At 67.0% G+C, this 15181-nt stretch carries 15 protein-coding genes; 9 read left to right on the top strand and 6 right to left on the bottom strand.

Translation table 11 applies throughout. The features are described 5' to 3' along the window. The first annotated feature begins 7 nt into the window (after positions 1-7). Genes FHY06_RS23500 through FHY06_RS23485 form a run of 4 tightly spaced genes read left to right on the top strand, consistent with a single transcriptional unit; the run spans position 8 to position 3746 of the window. Positions 8-1045, top strand: coding sequence for an adenosine deaminase (locus tag FHY06_RS23500; RefSeq protein WP_184606462.1), 1038 nt, complete (start codon positions 8-10; stop codon positions 1043-1045). Positions 1046-1076: 31 nt separating this feature from the next. Continuing rightward, positions 1077-1883 (top strand): ABC transporter ATP-binding protein, encoded by an 807-nt coding sequence (locus FHY06_RS23495; protein ID WP_019657192.1) that lies wholly within the window; start codon positions 1077-1079, stop codon positions 1881-1883. Beyond that, the gene (locus FHY06_RS23490; protein WP_126185640.1) at positions 1883-2704 is read left to right on the top strand and encodes an ABC transporter permease; all 822 of its coding nucleotides are present in this window, start codon (positions 1883-1885) and stop codon (positions 2702-2704) included. The genes FHY06_RS23495 and FHY06_RS23490 overlap by 1 nt, the downstream gene beginning before the upstream one ends. Positions 2705-2735: 31 nt before the next feature. Continuing rightward, positions 2736-3746, top strand: a complete 1011-nt coding sequence (locus FHY06_RS23485; protein ID WP_184606461.1) for an isopenicillin N synthase family dioxygenase — start codon at positions 2736-2738, stop codon at positions 3744-3746. A 12-nt stretch (positions 3747-3758) separates the two neighbouring features. Here the strand turns inward: FHY06_RS23485 and FHY06_RS23480 are convergent, their stop codons facing one another. Then, on the bottom strand, positions 3759-4709 hold the full coding sequence (locus FHY06_RS23480; protein WP_184606460.1) for a LysR family transcriptional regulator: 951 nt from the start codon (positions 4707-4709) through the stop codon (positions 3759-3761). A 260-nt stretch (positions 4710-4969) separates the two neighbouring features. On the opposite strand from FHY06_RS23480, the gene FHY06_RS23475 reads away from it, so the two are divergent. Both FHY06_RS23475 and FHY06_RS23470 read left to right on the top strand, forming a co-directional pair. After that, positions 4970-5299 carry a hypothetical protein gene (locus FHY06_RS23475; protein WP_184606459.1) on the top strand — a complete coding sequence of 110 codons (330 nt, stop codon included), beginning with the start codon at positions 4970-4972 and terminating at the stop codon, positions 5297-5299. Then, a complete protein-coding gene (locus tag FHY06_RS23470; protein WP_184606458.1) occupies positions 5299-7137 on the top strand; it encodes a RecQ family ATP-dependent DNA helicase in 1839 nt (612 codons plus the stop codon). Before FHY06_RS23475 ends, FHY06_RS23470 begins: the two co-directional genes overlap by 1 nt. Before the next feature lie 63 nt (positions 7138-7200). On the opposite strand, the gene FHY06_RS23465 is transcribed toward FHY06_RS23470, so the two are convergent. Both FHY06_RS23465 and FHY06_RS23460 read right to left on the bottom strand, forming a co-directional pair. Further along, positions 7201-8334: a YihY/virulence factor BrkB family protein gene (locus tag FHY06_RS23465; protein WP_184606457.1), complete on the bottom strand. Its 1134-nt coding sequence runs from the start codon at positions 8332-8334 to the stop codon at positions 7201-7203. A 339-nt stretch (positions 8335-8673) separates the two neighbouring features. Beyond that, positions 8674-9576 (bottom strand): LysR family transcriptional regulator, encoded by a 903-nt coding sequence (locus FHY06_RS23460; RefSeq protein WP_132753128.1) that lies wholly within the window; start codon positions 9574-9576, stop codon positions 8674-8676. Between the two features lie 127 nt (positions 9577-9703). Here FHY06_RS23460 and FHY06_RS23455 point away from each other — a divergent pair, with 127 nt between their 5' ends. Next, positions 9704-10714 carry an aldo/keto reductase gene (locus tag FHY06_RS23455; protein ID WP_184606456.1) on the top strand — a complete coding sequence of 337 codons (1011 nt, stop codon included), beginning with the start codon at positions 9704-9706 and terminating at the stop codon, positions 10712-10714. A 24-nt stretch (positions 10715-10738) separates the two neighbouring features. On the opposite strand, the gene FHY06_RS23450 is transcribed toward FHY06_RS23455, so the two are convergent. Continuing rightward, complete coding sequence (locus tag FHY06_RS23450) at positions 10739-10960, bottom strand: hypothetical protein (RefSeq protein ID WP_019657201.1); 222 nt, start codon at positions 10958-10960, stop codon at positions 10739-10741. A gap of 155 nt (positions 10961-11115) precedes the next feature. Further along, positions 11116-12009: an SDR family oxidoreductase gene (locus FHY06_RS23445; protein ID WP_184606455.1), complete on the bottom strand. Its 894-nt coding sequence runs from the start codon at positions 12007-12009 to the stop codon at positions 11116-11118. A gap of 128 nt (positions 12010-12137) precedes the next feature. Here FHY06_RS23445 and FHY06_RS23440 point away from each other — a divergent pair, with 128 nt between their 5' ends. Beyond that, positions 12138-12659, top strand: a complete 522-nt coding sequence (locus tag FHY06_RS23440) for a TetR family transcriptional regulator (protein ID WP_260310616.1) — start codon at positions 12138-12140, stop codon at positions 12657-12659. A gap of 313 nt (positions 12660-12972) precedes the next feature. Then, the gene (locus FHY06_RS23435) at positions 12973-14571 is read left to right on the top strand and encodes a phospholipase D-like domain-containing protein (RefSeq protein ID WP_260310664.1); all 1599 of its coding nucleotides are present in this window, start codon (positions 12973-12975) and stop codon (positions 14569-14571) included. Between the two features lie 38 nt (positions 14572-14609). Here FHY06_RS23435 and FHY06_RS23430 read toward each other — a convergent pair whose 3' ends face one another. Then, positions 14610-15152, bottom strand: a complete 543-nt coding sequence (locus tag FHY06_RS23430) for a TetR/AcrR family transcriptional regulator (protein WP_184606452.1) — start codon at positions 15150-15152, stop codon at positions 14610-14612. Positions 15153-15181: the final 29 nt, after the last annotated feature.

The raw sequence follows: 15181 nt of genomic DNA, 5'->3' as shown, positions 1-15181 counted from the left end.
GGCCGCGATGACACCGGAGCAATTCGTGGCCGGCCTGCCGAAGGCCGAGTTGCACATGCACGTGGAGGGCTCCATCGAGCCCGACCTGTTCCTTCGCCTGGCCCGCCGCAATGGCGTGGCGATACGCTGGAGCACCGAGGAAGAGCTGCGAGCGGCCTACCGTTTCAGCGACCTGCAGGACTTCCTGGACCTCTACTACGACGGCTGCCGCGTGCTGGTGCAGGCGCAGGACTTCCATGACGTGACGCGGGCTTACATGCGCCGCGCGCATGCCGACAGCGTGCTGCATTGCGAGCTGTTCTTCGGCCCGCAGGGGCACACCTCGCGCGGTGTGCCGATCGCCGCCGTGATGGATGGCGTTCTGGGCGCCATGGAGGAGGCCCGCGCGCAGGACGGCATCACCGGCGGCCTCATCGCGGTGGCGCAGCGCCACCGCAGCGAGGAGGAGGCGCTGGCCATGCTCGACGAACTGGCGCCCTGGCACGAACGCCTGCTGGGCTTCGGGCTGGGCGGCGCCGAGGTGGGCAACCCGCCGGCCAAGTTCACGCGCTTCTTCGAGCGCTGCCGCACACTGGGCTTCAAGGTGGTGGCGCATGCCGGCGAGGAAGGCCCGGCCGCCTACGTGCGCGAATCGGTGGAGCTGTTGCAGGTGCAGCGCGTGGACCACGGCAACGCCTGCGTGGACGATGCCGCGCTGGTCAGCGAGCTGGCACGGCGCCGCATGCCGCTGACCATGTGCCCGCTCTCGAATCTCAAGCTGCAGGTGATCGACTCGGTGGCTGAGCACCCGCTCAAGCGGCTGCTCGATGCGGGCCTGTGCGTCACCGTCAACTCCGACGATCCCTCTTACTTCGGCGGCTACGTCAACGACAACTACCTGGCCTGCCGGCAGGCCTTTGGCCTGAGCCGGCAGGACCTGGCCCAGCTCGCGCGAAACAGCTTCGAGGCCGCCTTCATCCCGCAAGAGCAGCGCCTGGCCGCGTTCGCACAGGTGGACGACTGGCTCGCGCGCGCCGTCGGGCCTGAGCTGGAAGCGAAGGAATAGCAACGCCATGTATCTGCAAGCAGGACACCCCATGAGCGCTGCCGCAGCAGCTCAGGCCGCACCAGAGGTCGCGACGGCGTTCCGTTTCGACCGGCTGCGCAAGACATTCCGCTCCAAGGATGGCGGCGATGTGGTCGCGCTGCAGGACGTGGACTTCCGCGTGCGTCGCGGCGAGTTCGTCACCGTCGTGGGCCCCAGCGGCTGTGGCAAGAGCACCCTGCTTCGCATCCTCGCGGGGCTGGAGCGTGCGAGCAGCGGCAACGTCGAGCTGGGCGGGCGCGAGCACACCGGCCCCAGCCGTGACGTCGGGGTGGTGTTCCAGGCGCCCGTGCTGCTGCCCTGGCGCAACATCATCGACAACGTGCTCGTGCCCGCGCAGATCCAGGGCCGGGACGCGAAGACGTCGCGCGAGCGCGCTCTCCACTACCTGAACCTGGTGGGCCTGTCCGGCTTCGAGACCAAGTACCCCAACGAGCTCTCCGGCGGCATGCAGCAGCGCGTGGGAATCGCCCGCGCGCTGGTCAACGATCCGATGCTGCTGCTGATGGACGAGCCCTTCGGCGCGCTGGACGCCATGACGCGCGAGACCATGAACGTGGAGCTGCTCAAGCTGCGCGAGCGCACGGGCGCCACGATCATGCTCGTCACGCACAGCATTCCCGAGGCGGTGTTCCTGGGCGACCGCGTCATCGTCATGTCGCCAAGGCCCGGCCGCGTCACGCAGGTGATCGAGGTCGACCTGCCATCGCGCACGCTGGATGTCATCAACACCGAGCGCTTCGGTGCCTACGTATCTGGTATCCGCGCCAACCTGAACGCCAGTGGAGGGCTCGACTGATGAGCAGCAACGCCAACACCCCCGCGAACCTGCCGGGCCGCCTCACGCCATCCCGGCGGCGCACGCTCATCGCGTTGTTCTTCATCGCGGTGATCGCCTTCTGGCATGTGATCGTGTCCGCCTTCGGCGTGTCGCATCTGATCTTCCCCGGGCCCGCGGGCGTTCTCGGCGCGATGCGCGACGTGCTCGCTTCGGGCGAGCTGTGGCCGCACCTGGGCGTCACCCTCTACGAGATACTGGCTGGCTTCGCGGCCGGGGCGCTGGCCGGCTTCGTGCTGGGCGCGCTGATCGGCCAGAGCGCTGTGCTGGAGGCCGTGCTCTACCCGTACGTGGTGGCCTTCCAGACAGTGCCGAAGGTGGCCGTGGCGCCCCTGTTCGTGCTGTGGTTCGGCTTCGGCACCACCTCCAAGGTGGTGATCACCGCGACCATCGTCTTCTTCCCGGTGCTGGCCAACACCATCGTGGGGCTGCGCTCGGCACCGCGTGACCAGGTCGACCTGATGCGCGCCTTCACTGCCTCGGGCTGGCACGTGTTCCGCATGGTCCGGCTGCCGCACGCCCTTCCCTACGTATTCGCGGGGCTGGACATCGGCATCGTGCTCGCCGTCATCGGCGCCATCGTGGGCGAGTTCGTCGGCGCGCAGGCGGGGCTGGGCTACCTGATCCTGCAGCGCAACTTCTCGATGGATGCGGCGGGCATGTTCGCCATCCTCATCGTCCTGTCCCTGATCGGGATCGTGCTGCACGCGGTGGTCAAGACCATCGCGCGGCGCGCCATCTTCTGGGCCGACGCGTTCACCGACCTGTCGCGCGGCTCTTGAACACCTTCATGCCAACCAAGGAGCCAAACCCATGAACACCCAAGAACACCAAGTCGACGCGCCGCGCCGCGCCTCCGCCGAGGAAATGCCCATCCTCGACCTGGGCGACTGGCTGGCCGGCGGCTCCATCGAGCCGCTGGTGACGCAGTTCAAGGCGGCCTGCACCAACACCGGCTTCTTCTACGTGAAGAACCACGGCGTGCCGCAGGCCACCATCGACAAAGCCTTCGAGGCGACGCGCCGCTACATGTCGTTGCCCATGGAGGAGCGGCTGCGCGACAGGATCGACGAGCGCTTCCGTCGCGGCTTCATGCCCATCGGCGTGACGCAGCACCCCGGCCACAAGCCGGACCTGAAGGAAAGCTACGAACTGGGCCTGGACCTGCCCCTGAGCGACCCCGACGTGGCCAGCGGCCGCCCCCTGCACGGCCCCAATCGCTGGCCGCAGGACAAGCCGTGGCTGGAATCGGCTGCCATGGATTACTTCAATGCCACCATCGCACTGGGCCGCAACCTGCTGCGCGTGTTCGCCGTGGCGGTCGGAAAGGACGAAGGCTTCTTCCTGCAGTACGCGCAAAAGCCGATGGTGCAGGCGCGCCTGTTCCACTACCCGCCGCAGGAATCCTTCACCAACCTCGAGCTGGGCGCGGCGGCGCACACCGACTACGGAATGATCACGCTCCTCGCGCAGGACCCGATCGGCGGGCTGGAGCTGTGCACGCGCAGCGGCGAATGGGTGGCTGCGCCTTTCATCGAGGGCACGCTGGTCATCAACCTGGGCGACCTCGTCAAGGTCTGGACCAATGGCGTGTATGTGTCCAACCCGCACCGCGTCGCCAATCGCACAGGGCGCGAGCGCTATTCGATCCCGACCTTCTTCAACCTGGACTACGACACGCCCGTGGCCTGCCTGCCGGAGTTCGCGCCCGAGGCTGGCGAGCCGCTGCATGCGCCGATCAAGTCCGGCGAATACCTCGTCAAGCGTTTCGCGGCGGTGCAGAAGTACAAGACGCCCGCCGAGCTGGCTGCGGCCGCCGTCTGACGACTCCCCGGCTCAGGTCGCGGCCGCACGCGGCGGCCCGGCCTTGGCACGCCGCTCGATGTCTTCCAGCGTGGCCGTCAACTCGCTCAGGAAGGCCTCGACCGCCAGCGGCAGGTTGCGGCCCTTGTGCACGCTCAGCGCGAAGCGCTGCGGACGGGCGCGCGGGTCCTTCAGCGGCACGTAGGAACCGGCCCTCGGGTTGCCGAAGGGGTCGTCCAGCGGCCGGGTGGTGAAGGTCAGGCACATGCCTGCGGCCGCCACGTTGCGCATGAGCTCGTAGGAGTTGGTCTCCAGCGCCACGCGCGGCCGGATCTTGGCCTTGGCCAGCATCTCGTCGTACTGCTGTTTGGCCCACAGGGACGTGTCGAGCGTGGACATGCTGTATTCGGCGCAGTCGCTCAGCCGCAGCGTCTCGTAGTGCTCCAGCGGATGCCCCTTGGGCACGAGCACGAACAGCGGCAGCAAACGCGAATAGAGGATCGACAGGTCCTGCATCGCGACGTCGCCGAAGGTGAAGCAGGCATCCAGTTCATCCTCCAGCACCAGCTTGGCCAGCGTGGGGCTTCCGGCCACATGCACATTGAACGAGATGCCGGGATAGCGGCTGGCGAACTTCGACAGGAACCTGGGCATCAGGTCGCGCACCAGCGACTCGGGCATGCCGAAGTTGATGGCCCCGCGCTTGAGGCCCTGGAGCGATTCGATCTCCGAATGCAGCCGCCGCGTCTCATTACCGACGTTCTTGTAGTAGCGCATGAGCGCTTCGCCTGCGGCGGTCAGCTTGACCTTGCCGCGTCCCTGGCGCCGCTCCAGGACCGGCGCGCCGAGCGCATCCTCCAGCATCGCGAGCTGTCGGCTGATGGCCGAGGAGGCCACGAAGAGGGTCTCCGACGCCGCACGAAGCGAGCCGGTGCGCACGACCTCGGCGAAGTAGCGAAGCGATGTGGTCGAAACGGCATTCAAGGGGCGGCTCCGCAACGTGACAGGGACACAGGATTCAGCCGCGATGATGCCCGAGATGGAATGCCGTACGGGACCTGCGAATGTCTGTGCACCCGGCTGGAGGCGGGCGGACGTGGCCGAACGCACCGCGCAGGCATCTGCCATGCCGTGCTGGGTCTCGACCGATTTCGGAAGCGGTCGGAACGCGCAAATCTCCTACTTTCTCGACGCCCGGCAGCGCGCAGTCTCGCCGCATCCTTTCTATCGAGGCATGGCAGATCATGGCAACCAGCAGCATCCTCGGCGGCGAGCGCGCGCCGATCACACCCAAGGGCACCGATGCGGAGAGCCTCGGACCGAGCGACTCCAGCGACAGCGGCAGCGACGCATCAGGCGTCAATGAAGCGGCGGCCGAAGGCGGACTCGAAACCCCGACCAATGCCGACATCCTTCCGGACCGTGTGGGCGTCCTCCTGGATGCCGCAGCCGAGGTCGAGGGTTCGGTGGACGACCCGGAGGCGCTGAGCACGCAGGACCTGGCCGACGAGATTGCAGTCGATTCGGAAGGCGAGGGCGAAGAGGCCGACGACCAGGGCAGCGGACAGCGCTGATGCCTTCGACCCGATCCCCTGCCACCGCCGGGCGGCGGTCATCCTCCAGCCAGTTGAATCGAACCCTGCGCGGCGTGTTCGGCCACACCCGATTGCGCGCCGGTCAAGCCGAAGTCATCGAGCGGGTCATGCAGGGGCTGTCCACGCTCGCCGTGATGCCCACGGGTGCGGGTAAGTCGCTGTGCTATCAGTTGCCGGCGATGTTGCTGGAAGGGCGCACGGTGGTGGTCTCGCCACTGATCGCGCTGATGAAGGACCAGTGCGACAAGCTCAGGGCCCTGGGTGTACAGGCGATCCAGGTCAACAGTGCCCTCTCGGCGGACGAGCTCGCTGCGGCCGAGACGGCGCTGCGAGACGGCAGCGCGCGCATCGTGCTGACAACGCCCGAGCGGCTCGCCGACCACGCCTTCCTGCAGCAACTCGCGGCCCATCCGGTCGCCCTGGTGGCGGTGGACGAGGCGCACTGCATCTCGCAATGGGGCCATGACTTTCGGCCGGCTTTCCTGGACATCGGCCCTGCCATCCGGGCGCTGGGCAGTCCCACCGTGCTGGCACTCACCGCCACGGCCGGCTCGGAGGTTGCCGCCGACGTGATGAAGCACCTCGGAATCCCGCGCAGCGGGCTCATCGACACGGGTGCCTATCGCGCCAACCTGCACTTCGCGGTGGAGCAGATGCAGCACGAGGACGACCGCCAGCGACGCATCGTGGAGCTGGTGCAGGAGGAAGGCGGCAGCGGCATCGTCTACGCAGCCACGGTGAAGGCCGCCGAGCAGGCCTTCGAGACTCTCCGTGCGCGCGGCGAGTCGGTCGCGCTCTATCACGGCAAGTTGGGAGCGCGCGAGCGTGACGAAGCGCAAGAGCGTTTCATGAGCGGTGCCGCGCGGGTGATGGTGGCAACCAACGCCTTCGGCATGGGCATCGACAAGCCCGACATCCGCTTCATCGTTCATTCCCAGATGCCGTCGAGCCTGCACGCCTACTACCAGGAAGCAGGCCGCGCCGGCCGCGATGGACAGCGAGCACGTTGTGTTCTGCTCTTCCACGCCAAGGACCGTGCGGTTCAGCAGTTCTTCCTGGCCGGAAAGTATCCCCAGCTCGAGGACCTCGATGCGGTCTATCGCCAGCTGCTTGCCGCGCCGCCTGCCCACGAGAGCTGGACCTCGACCAGCCTCCTTGCCGCCCTGGATCGCCCGCGCAGCAGGATGCAGGCCGCGGTGGCGCTGCTGCGGCAGGAGAAGCTGCTGCGCATCGGCCGGCGAGGAGAGATCTCGCTTCGACGGGAGGCAGTCTCGGGCGCCGACCTGGGCAAGATGCTGGACGCCTACAAGGAGCGCCGGGTGCAGGACCGGGAGACGCTCGAGCGCATGCTCTCGTACGCGCAGTCGGGTCAGTGCCGCTGGCAGATGCTGCTGGCCGATCTGGACCCTTCGGCCGACGCGAAGCGCTGCGGCACATGCGACAACTGCCGTCGTATCGCAGCCCACGAGGCCGCGCTGGCGCAGCCGATCCTCGTGAACACGCAGTCGACAACAGCGACTGCGGATGTGGCCCGGGGCCCTCAGGAGAAGACGCCCGCCCGCGCGCCGGTGCGTTTCGCCGAAAGCGATCCGGTCAAGGTCAGGCGTTTCGGGGCGGGCGTCGTCGTCGCCTCGACGGAGGGATCCATCACCGTGGCTTTCGAGGACGGCACCCAGCGTTGCATCCACCCGGACTACGTCACCCGCCGCCGCGTGCCACGAAAGTCCGCGGGCTCCGATCCCGGGACGGAGGCCGGTGCGCTCTTGGCCGGTGGCGCTCCGGCGCGCGGCCTGCTCAAAGCAAGCATGCCGGCCTGAGTGCCTTGTCCGGGCGATGTGTCGCCTCGGAGCCGAGGCCTCGACAGCATGGCGACGCCGGGCTCAGGTCGGGCCTCGGCGATGCCGCGCGCGTGAAGTGCGGCGCCTGCCGCTCAGCAGTGAGCGGAGCATCGCGAGACCCGCCACCACGATGACCCGCGAAGCGATCGCCACGATCAGCTCCTTGCGCTCCACAGCCGCGTGCGCCTCCGAAGGTTCGCGCAGGCTCCGGGGCGTTCGTTCGACATCGTCCGTTCCCGCTTCGGCCTGGCGCGCTGTTTCCTGGGTGGCAGCTTGTGCCTTGCTCGCTGCCACGGAACCGTGCGCATGGGCGTAGACCTTGGTGAACTCCGCGCCGAGCAGGAAGATCTGCGCCGCGTAGTAGACCCAGGCCAGCAGGACGACGAGCGAACCTGCCGCCGCAAACGACTCGTTGACGCCGCTCTTGCCCAGGTACAGACCGATCAGCACCTTCCCGATCTCGAACAGCACCGCCGTGACGGCCGCGCCGGTCCAGACATCCCGCCACGCGATCGGTGCGCTTGGCATGAACTTGAAGATCATCGCGAAGAGGACCGTCAGGATGGTGAGCGACACCAGCAGGTTGAGGCCCTGCAGCATCAGCTCCCATCCCGGTACGAGGTTCGTGCTCCAGGTGCCGAGAGCGGCTAGGGCGGCACTCACCACGAGGGAAACCATCAGCATGAAGGCCAGGCCCAGGATCAGTCCGAACGACAGCACGCGCGCGCGCAGGACGCCCCACACGCCGTGCGGCTTTGCGCGCTCCGGCACATGCCAGATGCGATCGAGCGCGCTCTGCAGTTCGGCGAAGACCGTGGTTGCTCCCACGACAAGCACGATGATGCTGATCGCGCCGGCGATGAGTCCCCGTTCGGGCTCGCTGGCACTTCGGATCAGGCCTTGCACGGCGAGCGCGCCTTCCTCGCCCACCAGGCCCGACAGCTGCGCGGCGATCTGGCCCTGCACGGCCTCCGTGCCGAACAGCGCGCCCGCCACCGCAATGACGATGATCAGCAGCGGCGCCAGCGAGAACATCGTGTAGTACGCGATCGCCGCTCCCATGCTGGGCGCCAGATCGTCGATCCACGCGCTGATCGCCTCCTTGCACAAAGGCAGGAGGCGGACTGAGCGAGGGCTGCCTGATGCATCGGCGGCCAGGAGAGACGCTTTTGTCATCCGCTGGCCTTCCCCGCACGTGGCGCATGACGCTGAAATCGGTCCATGGCTGCATGATGCGCAGCCGAGCGACTCACCCCGTAGGAGGGCGGCGGCAGAGGGCGTCGGGCAGCACTGCGGCCGGGGATATTGCTCACTGTTGGATCCGGTGCGCGAGGTCAGCCTCAGTGTGTCGATGGCCGGTTTCCGTCGTTGTCGCTCCCGATGCGTCCTGCGCATTCAGTAGGGAGGGCATCCGTGGAGAAGCGGCCGCCGAAGGTGGAGCGTCCAGGGGCAAGGCACGCGCTCGAGCGGGCTGAAAGCCTCCGGGCCAGCGCGATGGCTCCGCAGGATATGGCCTCAGGTCGACAGGCTCTGTGCCTTCAGGAAATCGACGAATGCCCGCAGCGGCGCCGGCATGTGCGTGCGGCTCGGGTAGTAGAGAAAGGGCCCCGAGAAGCTCTGCCACCAGTCCTCCAGGACCGGCACCAGCGTGCCCTTGTCGATGGAAGGGCGCAGGTACTCGTCGAAGGTGTAGATCACGCCCAGGCCCGACTCGGCGGCATGCAACTCCAGGTCGAGCATCGACGCGATCAGCGGCCCGCTCGGCGTGATCTTCACGGCCTTTCCCTTGCGCACGAAGCCCCAGGCCGCAAGCACGCCGCTCGGGAAGCGGTGGCCGATGCAGGCGTGCTGCAGCAGATCGGTCGGGTGCTTCGGCACGCCGTGCTCGGCGAGGTAGCCCGGTGACGCCGCGGCCACGAAGCGCTGCGTGCGCGGACCCAGGGGCACAGCGATCATGTCGCGGGCGATGCTCTCGTCGTAGCGCACGCCGGCGTCGAAGCCCGCTGCGAGTACGTCGATGAAGGTGTCGTTGGTCGTGATCTCCAGCGTGATGCCCGGGTGCGTGCGCAGGAAGCGGCTGGCCAGCGGCGGCAGCACGCGCTGCGCCACGATGGTCGGTACGTTGAGCCGCAGGGTGCCGGTGGGGCTGTCGCGAAAGCTGTTGAGCGTATCGAGCGCGCCGGCGATGTCGTCCAGCGCGGGCGAGATGCGATCGAGCAGCCGCTGGCCCGCTTCGGTGGGGGTCACGCTGCGTGTGGTGCGGTTCAGCAGGCGCACGCCGAGTTGTGCCTCGAGCCGCCGCATGGCCTCGCTGAGCGAGGAGGGCGACACGCCGCGCAGGGCGGCCGCGCCCCGGAAACCGCGCGCGCGCGTGACGGCCACGAAGGCGCCCAGGTCGGAGAGATCGGGTTCTGTCATCGGGCAATTGTGCGTTTTTCCGCACAACCCGTGCAGTCTCGGGTGGATTATCGAACGGGGTGTTTGCTTCCAGACTACCGCCATGCCGCTCGCCATCGCGTCCGGCCCCTCTGAAAGGACAGATCCAATGAACACCCTCCAACTCGGTGCCACCGGCCCCAAGGTTTCCGCGATCGGCCTCGGCTGCATGGGCATGTCGGGCATGTATGGCCCCTCCGACCGCGCGGAAAGCATCGCCACCATCCACGCCGCCACGGATGCGGGCATCACGCTGCTCGACACCGGCGACTTCTACGGCAGCGGCCACAACGAGATGCTGATCGGCGAAGCGCTCAAGAGCCTGAAGCCCTCGCAGCGCGACGCGGCACTGCTCAGCGTGAAGTTCGGCGCCATGCGCGATCCGGCCGGCGGCTGGGTCGGCTACGACGCGCGGCCAGCAGCGGTGAAGAACTTCGCCACCTACTCATTGCAGCGCCTGGGCGTGGATCACATCGACATCTACCGCCCCGCGCGGCTCGATCCGAACGTGCCGATCGAGGAGACGGTGGGCGCCATCGCCGACCTGGTGAAGGCGGGCTACGTGCGCCACATCGGCCTCTCGGAGGTGGGCTCGAACACCATCCGCAAGGCCGCGGCGGTGCATCCGATCAGCGACCTGCAGATCGAGTATTCGCTGATCTCGCGCGGCATCGAGGACGACATCCTCGCGACCTGCCGCGAGCTGGGCATCGGCATCACCGCGTATGGCGTGCTGTCGCGCGGCCTGATCAGCGGGCACTGGAAGAAGGACGCCGCGGGCGAGAAGGATTTCCGTGCGCACAGCCCGCGCTTTCAGGGCGAGAACGTGGAACGCAATCTCGCACTGGTCGAGGCGCTGCGCCGGATCGCCGACGCGAAGGGCGTGACCGTTGCACAGATTGCCATCGCCTGGGTGGCGGCACAGGGCGACGACATCGTGCCGCTGATCGGCGCACGGCAGCGCACGCGGCTTGAAGAGGCGCTCGGCGCGCTGGCCGTGAAGCTGGGACCTGACGATTTCGCGGCCATCGAGCGCGCGGTGCCCAAGGGCGCCGCCGCCGGCGACCGCTATGCCGCGGCGCAGATGGCCAGCCTGGACAGCGAATCGCGCAGCGCCTGAACGGCGCCCTCCACGCAGACGCAGTCAGCCAGGCGTCTGCCCGACCTCGCCGGCAAACCAGCGGAAGATGTTGTTCTGGCTTCGTCTTCCGTTGCTCAGCCGCACGAACAGAAAGCCATGCTGCGCATTGCCCATGGCGTCGACCGGTATGCCGGCCGCCCGCAACGCGGTGAGTTCCGCGTGGGCTCCAATGTCGAAGGGTAGCTTCAGGGTCACGGTTGCGTTGTGGATGGTTCGTTTGGACATGCGCTGGCTTCCTCACCGTGGATGCAGTGGAATCGCAAAGCGCGGTGTCTGGAATCCCATGTTCATAGGAGGACCGGCGAGAGGTCGCGCAGCGCCGCAACCCGCCGCGACATGCCAGCCAGGTGCGCGGCTTCAGGAGAGGCTCCCGATGCCTTTCAGGTGCCCGGATAGTGGCCCGCCGCGATGTCTTCGAGCAATGTCGGGTGCTGCGGCTTCCAGCCCAGCAGTTCGCGTGTCTGGGCACTTGAAGCCGGTGCGTCGGCACCGAAGAACATGCCGATCCAGCCGAAATGCGCGGCCGCAAGGTCCGAAGGAATCGATTGCACCGGAACGGCCAGCTGCTGCCCAAGCGCAGTGGCGATCGTGTGCGCGGTGATGGCCTTCTCGGCGACCGCGTGGAGTATGGAGCCGGGCGCAGCCTTGTCGATGGCAAGCCGCACCAGCTTCGCGGCATCGAGCCGGTGGACCGCCGACCAGCGGTTCTGGCCGGTGCCCAGATAGGCCGAGACACCCTGAGTGCGCGCGGTCTTGGCCAGCGTTGCCACGAAGCCGTGGTCGCCGCCGGCGCCATGGACGGTCGGCGCAAAACGCACCACCAGGGATCGGATGCCGCGATCGGCCAGGCCCAGCGTGTAGGCCGCATTGCCGACGCGGGGATGCACCGCCGGGTCCGGCACGTCTGCTTCGGTGCCGATGCGTCCCGGCGCCAGGCCCAGCGTGCCCGAGGCGATCAGCAGCGGGCCGCCGGTGCCCTGCAGCACCTCGGCGAAGGTGTCGATCGCCGCGCGATCGGTTCGCGCAGCGTCGGCCATCTGGGAAAAGTCGTGCTTGTAGCCCAGGTGCGCGACGCCCTCGGCGCGGGCGGCAGCAGCGCGCAGGCTGTCCAGGTCGTCGAGCGAGCCGTGCGTCACCTCGGCTCCCAGGGCCTTGATCCTGGTGGCGGCCGCGTCGTTGCGTGCAAGTCCGATCACGTGGTGTCCGGCCGCGATGAGCTCGGTGACGCTGGCCGAGCCGATCCAGCCGGAAGCGCCGGTCACGAGGATGCGCATGGATGTCCTTTTGATGTCATTGAGTGACATCATTGTAGGCCTATGATGTCACTTTGTGTCAACACCATGAGGAAGCGACGATGGGGCGTTGGGAGCCGGACGGCGAGGGCCGTCTTCGGATGGCGGCCATGGAACTGTTTGCGGAGGTCGGCTACGAACAGACGACCGTCGCCGCCATCGCCGAGCGCGCGGGGCTCACCTCGCGCACGTTCTTCCGCTATTTCGCCGACAAGCGCGAAGTCCTCTTCAGCGGCTCGGAAGTGCTGCAGGCGTCGATGGTGGCGGCGCTTCGAAGCGCGCCGGTGGATGCCACGGCCATGGATGCGATGGCGTTCGCGCTGCAGGCACCTGCCGATTTCTTCAGCGAGGACCGCCGCGACTTCGCCCGCCTGCGCGCCTCGGTCATCGCCGCAAATGGCGAACTGCACGAACGGGAGCTCATCAAGCTGGCGAGGCTCTCAGCGGCGCTGGCTGCGGCGCTGCGCGCAAGAGGCATCGGCGACCCCGACGCGAGCCTCGTCGCGGAGGCGGGCATCGCCGTCTTCCGGGTGGCATTCGCGCAGTGGGTCGGGCCGTCCGAGCGGCGCACGTACAGCGGCATCGTCGGTTCGCTGCTGGCGCGACTGAAGACGCTCGCGGCGCTTCATTGAGGTTGGCAGGTCCGTCTGCCGGGGCGATGGCCTGCGGTCGTGCAACGAATGAAGGCTGCTTCCCGGTGCAGTGCCGTGGTACGGGCCATATCGCGGCGCCCGCGCTCATCGCCAGGTAGGCAGAGATCGAGAGTCGGCGGGCTGTGTAGACGGCGCTGTCCGTCGCTGCTTCGGGTTCGGATTCGGGCTTCCGACGGTCGACTGACACTGCGCCACCGAGGCCAGCGCCTATGACGGCTTGTGGGCGAAGTTTGCGCACTGCATAATATGACCGGTCGTCTTAAAAAAGACCTGTTGAGGAAAGACCGTGATCATGTCGAGCTGGCGCCTGTGGGGCCTCAGGTTCTTTGCTTCGGCCGCATGGGTGGCCGCCACCATCGTGATGAGCGGGTGCGCCACGCCGTTGCCGAACGCACCGCGGGAAACCTCCCGCGCGCTGCCGCCGGCGTCAGGATCGCCCCTGGTGGCGCTCGTCGAATCATCCGGCATTCCATCCGGGCAGTCGGGCTTCTGGCCGATCCCGCAGGGGGCCTATGCACTGGACGCGCGCCTGACTCTGCTGCGTGAGGCCACCCATTCCTTGGACTTGCAGTACTACTTGCTTGGAAACGACGGTGTTGGCCGTGCGGTGATGCGTGAGTTGCGCAATGCGGCCATGCGTGGTGTCCGCGTGCGCTTGCTTCTCGATGACCTGTACACCCAGGACATCGAACCGGACCTGCTGGCGTTGCAAACCTTTGCGAACGTCGAGATTCGACTTTTCAATCCGTTCACCTTCGGGCGCCAGTCGGCCAGTGGTCGCCTGCTCAACTTCGTCGGCGATTTCCGACGACTGAACCATCGGATGCACAACAAGACGTTCATCGCGGACGGTGCCCTGGCGGTGGTAGGTGGGCGCAATCTTGCCGATGAGTATTTCCTGCGCAGCAAGGACGCCAATTTTCTCGATATGGACGTCCTGGTCGGCGGCCAACTGGTTCCGGAGCTCTCTTCGATCTTCGACCGATACTGGAACAGCGATCAGGTCTTTCCGTTGCATGCGGTGGAGGCGGCACCGGGCGCAGCGTCGGATCTTCAACGGGCCTTTGCGCACCGTGTGGAAGATCCCGCCCTGAACCCCGTCATTTCGGCTCCCGAAGAGCCGGACGCCATGGGACGGCCACCGTTGAGTCGAGCCCTGCGGCAGGGCCGGCAGCCGTTCGTGCCAGCCAGGGCGATCGCCGTGGCGGACCTTCCATCCAAGGCCGATACGCGCGACCACCACCCCGCGCCGGCGTTCGAGGACACGGTCACGCACCGCTACATCGACACCCTGCGCCGTGCGCAGTCCGAGATCGTGATCTTCTCTCCCTACTTCGTGCCGGGACGCAAAGGCGTCGAGTACCTGCGCGAGGCCCGGGATCGGGGTGTGGAGGTGCGCGTCGTCACGAACGCCATGAGTACCAGCGACGAGCCCATCGTCAATGTGGGATACCAGCGATATCGAGAGCAGCTGCTTCGCATGGGCGTGCAGCTCTACGAGCTCAGTGCAACACGCTCGGCGACCGACCCGGCGCTCATGCAAGCGCTCGGTGGTTCGCGGGGGAGACTGCATGCCAAGATGGCGTTCGTCGATCGGCGCATCGTCATGGTGGGATCGATGAACGTCGACCTCCGCTCCGCCTACAGCAACACCGAGATCGGGGTGGGGATCGACAGCCCGGAGCTTGCGAAGCTCATCCTGGATGCCTATCGTGCCGACAACTTCTCCGGCGTGTACCAGGTACAGCTCAAGCCCGACGGTGGCGGGGTGCAGTGGAGCGGACACGATCCCCAAGGAGAACAGGTGCTCGTCGACGAGCCCGAAGTCAGTGTGATCCAGCGGTTCAAGCTCTGGCTTCAGTTCCTGTTCGTGCCAGAAGACCTGCTGTGATCCGCCTGGACTCTGTCGTCCTGCGGATGAGTCCTCTCCTATTTCAAGAGGACATCGAAGACCATCGCGATGAAATCCTTGAGGGGCCCCTCTCCCTTGACGACCTTCATCCGTACGAGCGTTCCCTGCCATGCGTTCAACACGAAGCGGGAAAGGAGCGCCGGGTCGCGGTCTTTCGCAACCTCGCCCCGTTCCTGCGCTTCTTTGATGGCCCGCTCGATGAGCACGCTCCATACCTGGAATACGTTCAGGAAGGCGGCACGCGATTTTTCGTGCGTGTCGGCGATCTCGGAAGCCATCGTGCCCAGGAAGCAGCCTGCCGTATAGCCGCGGTCCTTGGCGGTTTTCCAGTTCGCGCGGAAATGGCGCTTCAGCCGGTCGAGCGGCTCGAGCCGCTCATCGCGCAGAATCTCCGCGCCGCTGCATTCCAGATACAGCTTCAACGCCTCCAGAGCCAGGTCTTCCTTGCTCTTGAAGTGGTTGTAGAACGATCCCTTGGGAACACCTGCAGCATCGGTCAGGTCCTGCACGCTGGAGCCGTTGAATCCGTGCGCCTGGAAGACCCCCAGGGATGCCGCCACAAGTTGCTCTCGAACGCTGGGTCGTCCCA

Origin of the sequence: Variovorax atrisoli (assembly GCF_014195185.1) — a bacterium.
In the GTDB taxonomy this organism is placed as follows: domain Bacteria; phylum Pseudomonadota; class Gammaproteobacteria; order Burkholderiales; family Burkholderiaceae_C; genus Variovorax; species Variovorax atrisoli.
The sequence above is the reverse complement of the archived record's forward strand: the minus strand, read 5'-3'. Positions and strand labels throughout refer to the sequence as shown.

Bases quoted from the DNA above. Each gene is read 5' to 3' on its own strand.
- FHY06_RS23445 (WP_184606455.1), bottom strand. From the start codon at position 12,009: ATGCGCATCCTCGTGACCGGCGCTTCCGGCTGGATCGGCTCGGCCAGC.
- FHY06_RS23485 (WP_184606461.1), top strand. From the start codon at position 2,736: ATGAACACCCAAGAACACCAAGTCGACGCGCCGCGCCGCGCCTCCGCC.
- FHY06_RS23455 (WP_184606456.1), top strand. From the start codon at position 9,704: ATGAACACCCTCCAACTCGGTGCCACCGGCCCCAAGGTTTCCGCGATC.
- FHY06_RS23475 (WP_184606459.1), top strand. From the start codon at position 4,970: ATGGCAACCAGCAGCATCCTCGGCGGCGAGCGCGCGCCGATCACACCC.
- FHY06_RS23440 (WP_260310616.1), top strand. From the start codon at position 12,138: ATGGAACTGTTTGCGGAGGTCGGCTACGAACAGACGACCGTCGCCGCC.
- FHY06_RS23460 (WP_132753128.1), bottom strand. From the start codon at position 9,576: ATGACAGAACCCGATCTCTCCGACCTGGGCGCCTTCGTGGCCGTCACG.
- FHY06_RS23500 (WP_184606462.1), top strand. From the start codon at position 8: ATGACACCGGAGCAATTCGTGGCCGGCCTGCCGAAGGCCGAGTTGCAC.
- FHY06_RS23465 (WP_184606457.1), bottom strand. From the start codon at position 8,334: ATGACAAAAGCGTCTCTCCTGGCCGCCGATGCATCAGGCAGCCCTCGC.
- FHY06_RS23470 (WP_184606458.1), top strand. From the start codon at position 5,299: ATGCCTTCGACCCGATCCCCTGCCACCGCCGGGCGGCGGTCATCCTCC.
- FHY06_RS23435 (WP_260310664.1), top strand. From the start codon at position 12,973: ATGTCGAGCTGGCGCCTGTGGGGCCTCAGGTTCTTTGCTTCGGCCGCA.
- FHY06_RS23490 (WP_126185640.1), top strand. From the start codon at position 1,883: ATGAGCAGCAACGCCAACACCCCCGCGAACCTGCCGGGCCGCCTCACG.
- FHY06_RS23450 (WP_019657201.1), bottom strand. From the start codon at position 10,960: ATGTCCAAACGAACCATCCACAACGCAACCGTGACCCTGAAGCTACCC.
- FHY06_RS23495 (WP_019657192.1), top strand. From the start codon at position 1,077: ATGAGCGCTGCCGCAGCAGCTCAGGCCGCACCAGAGGTCGCGACGGCG.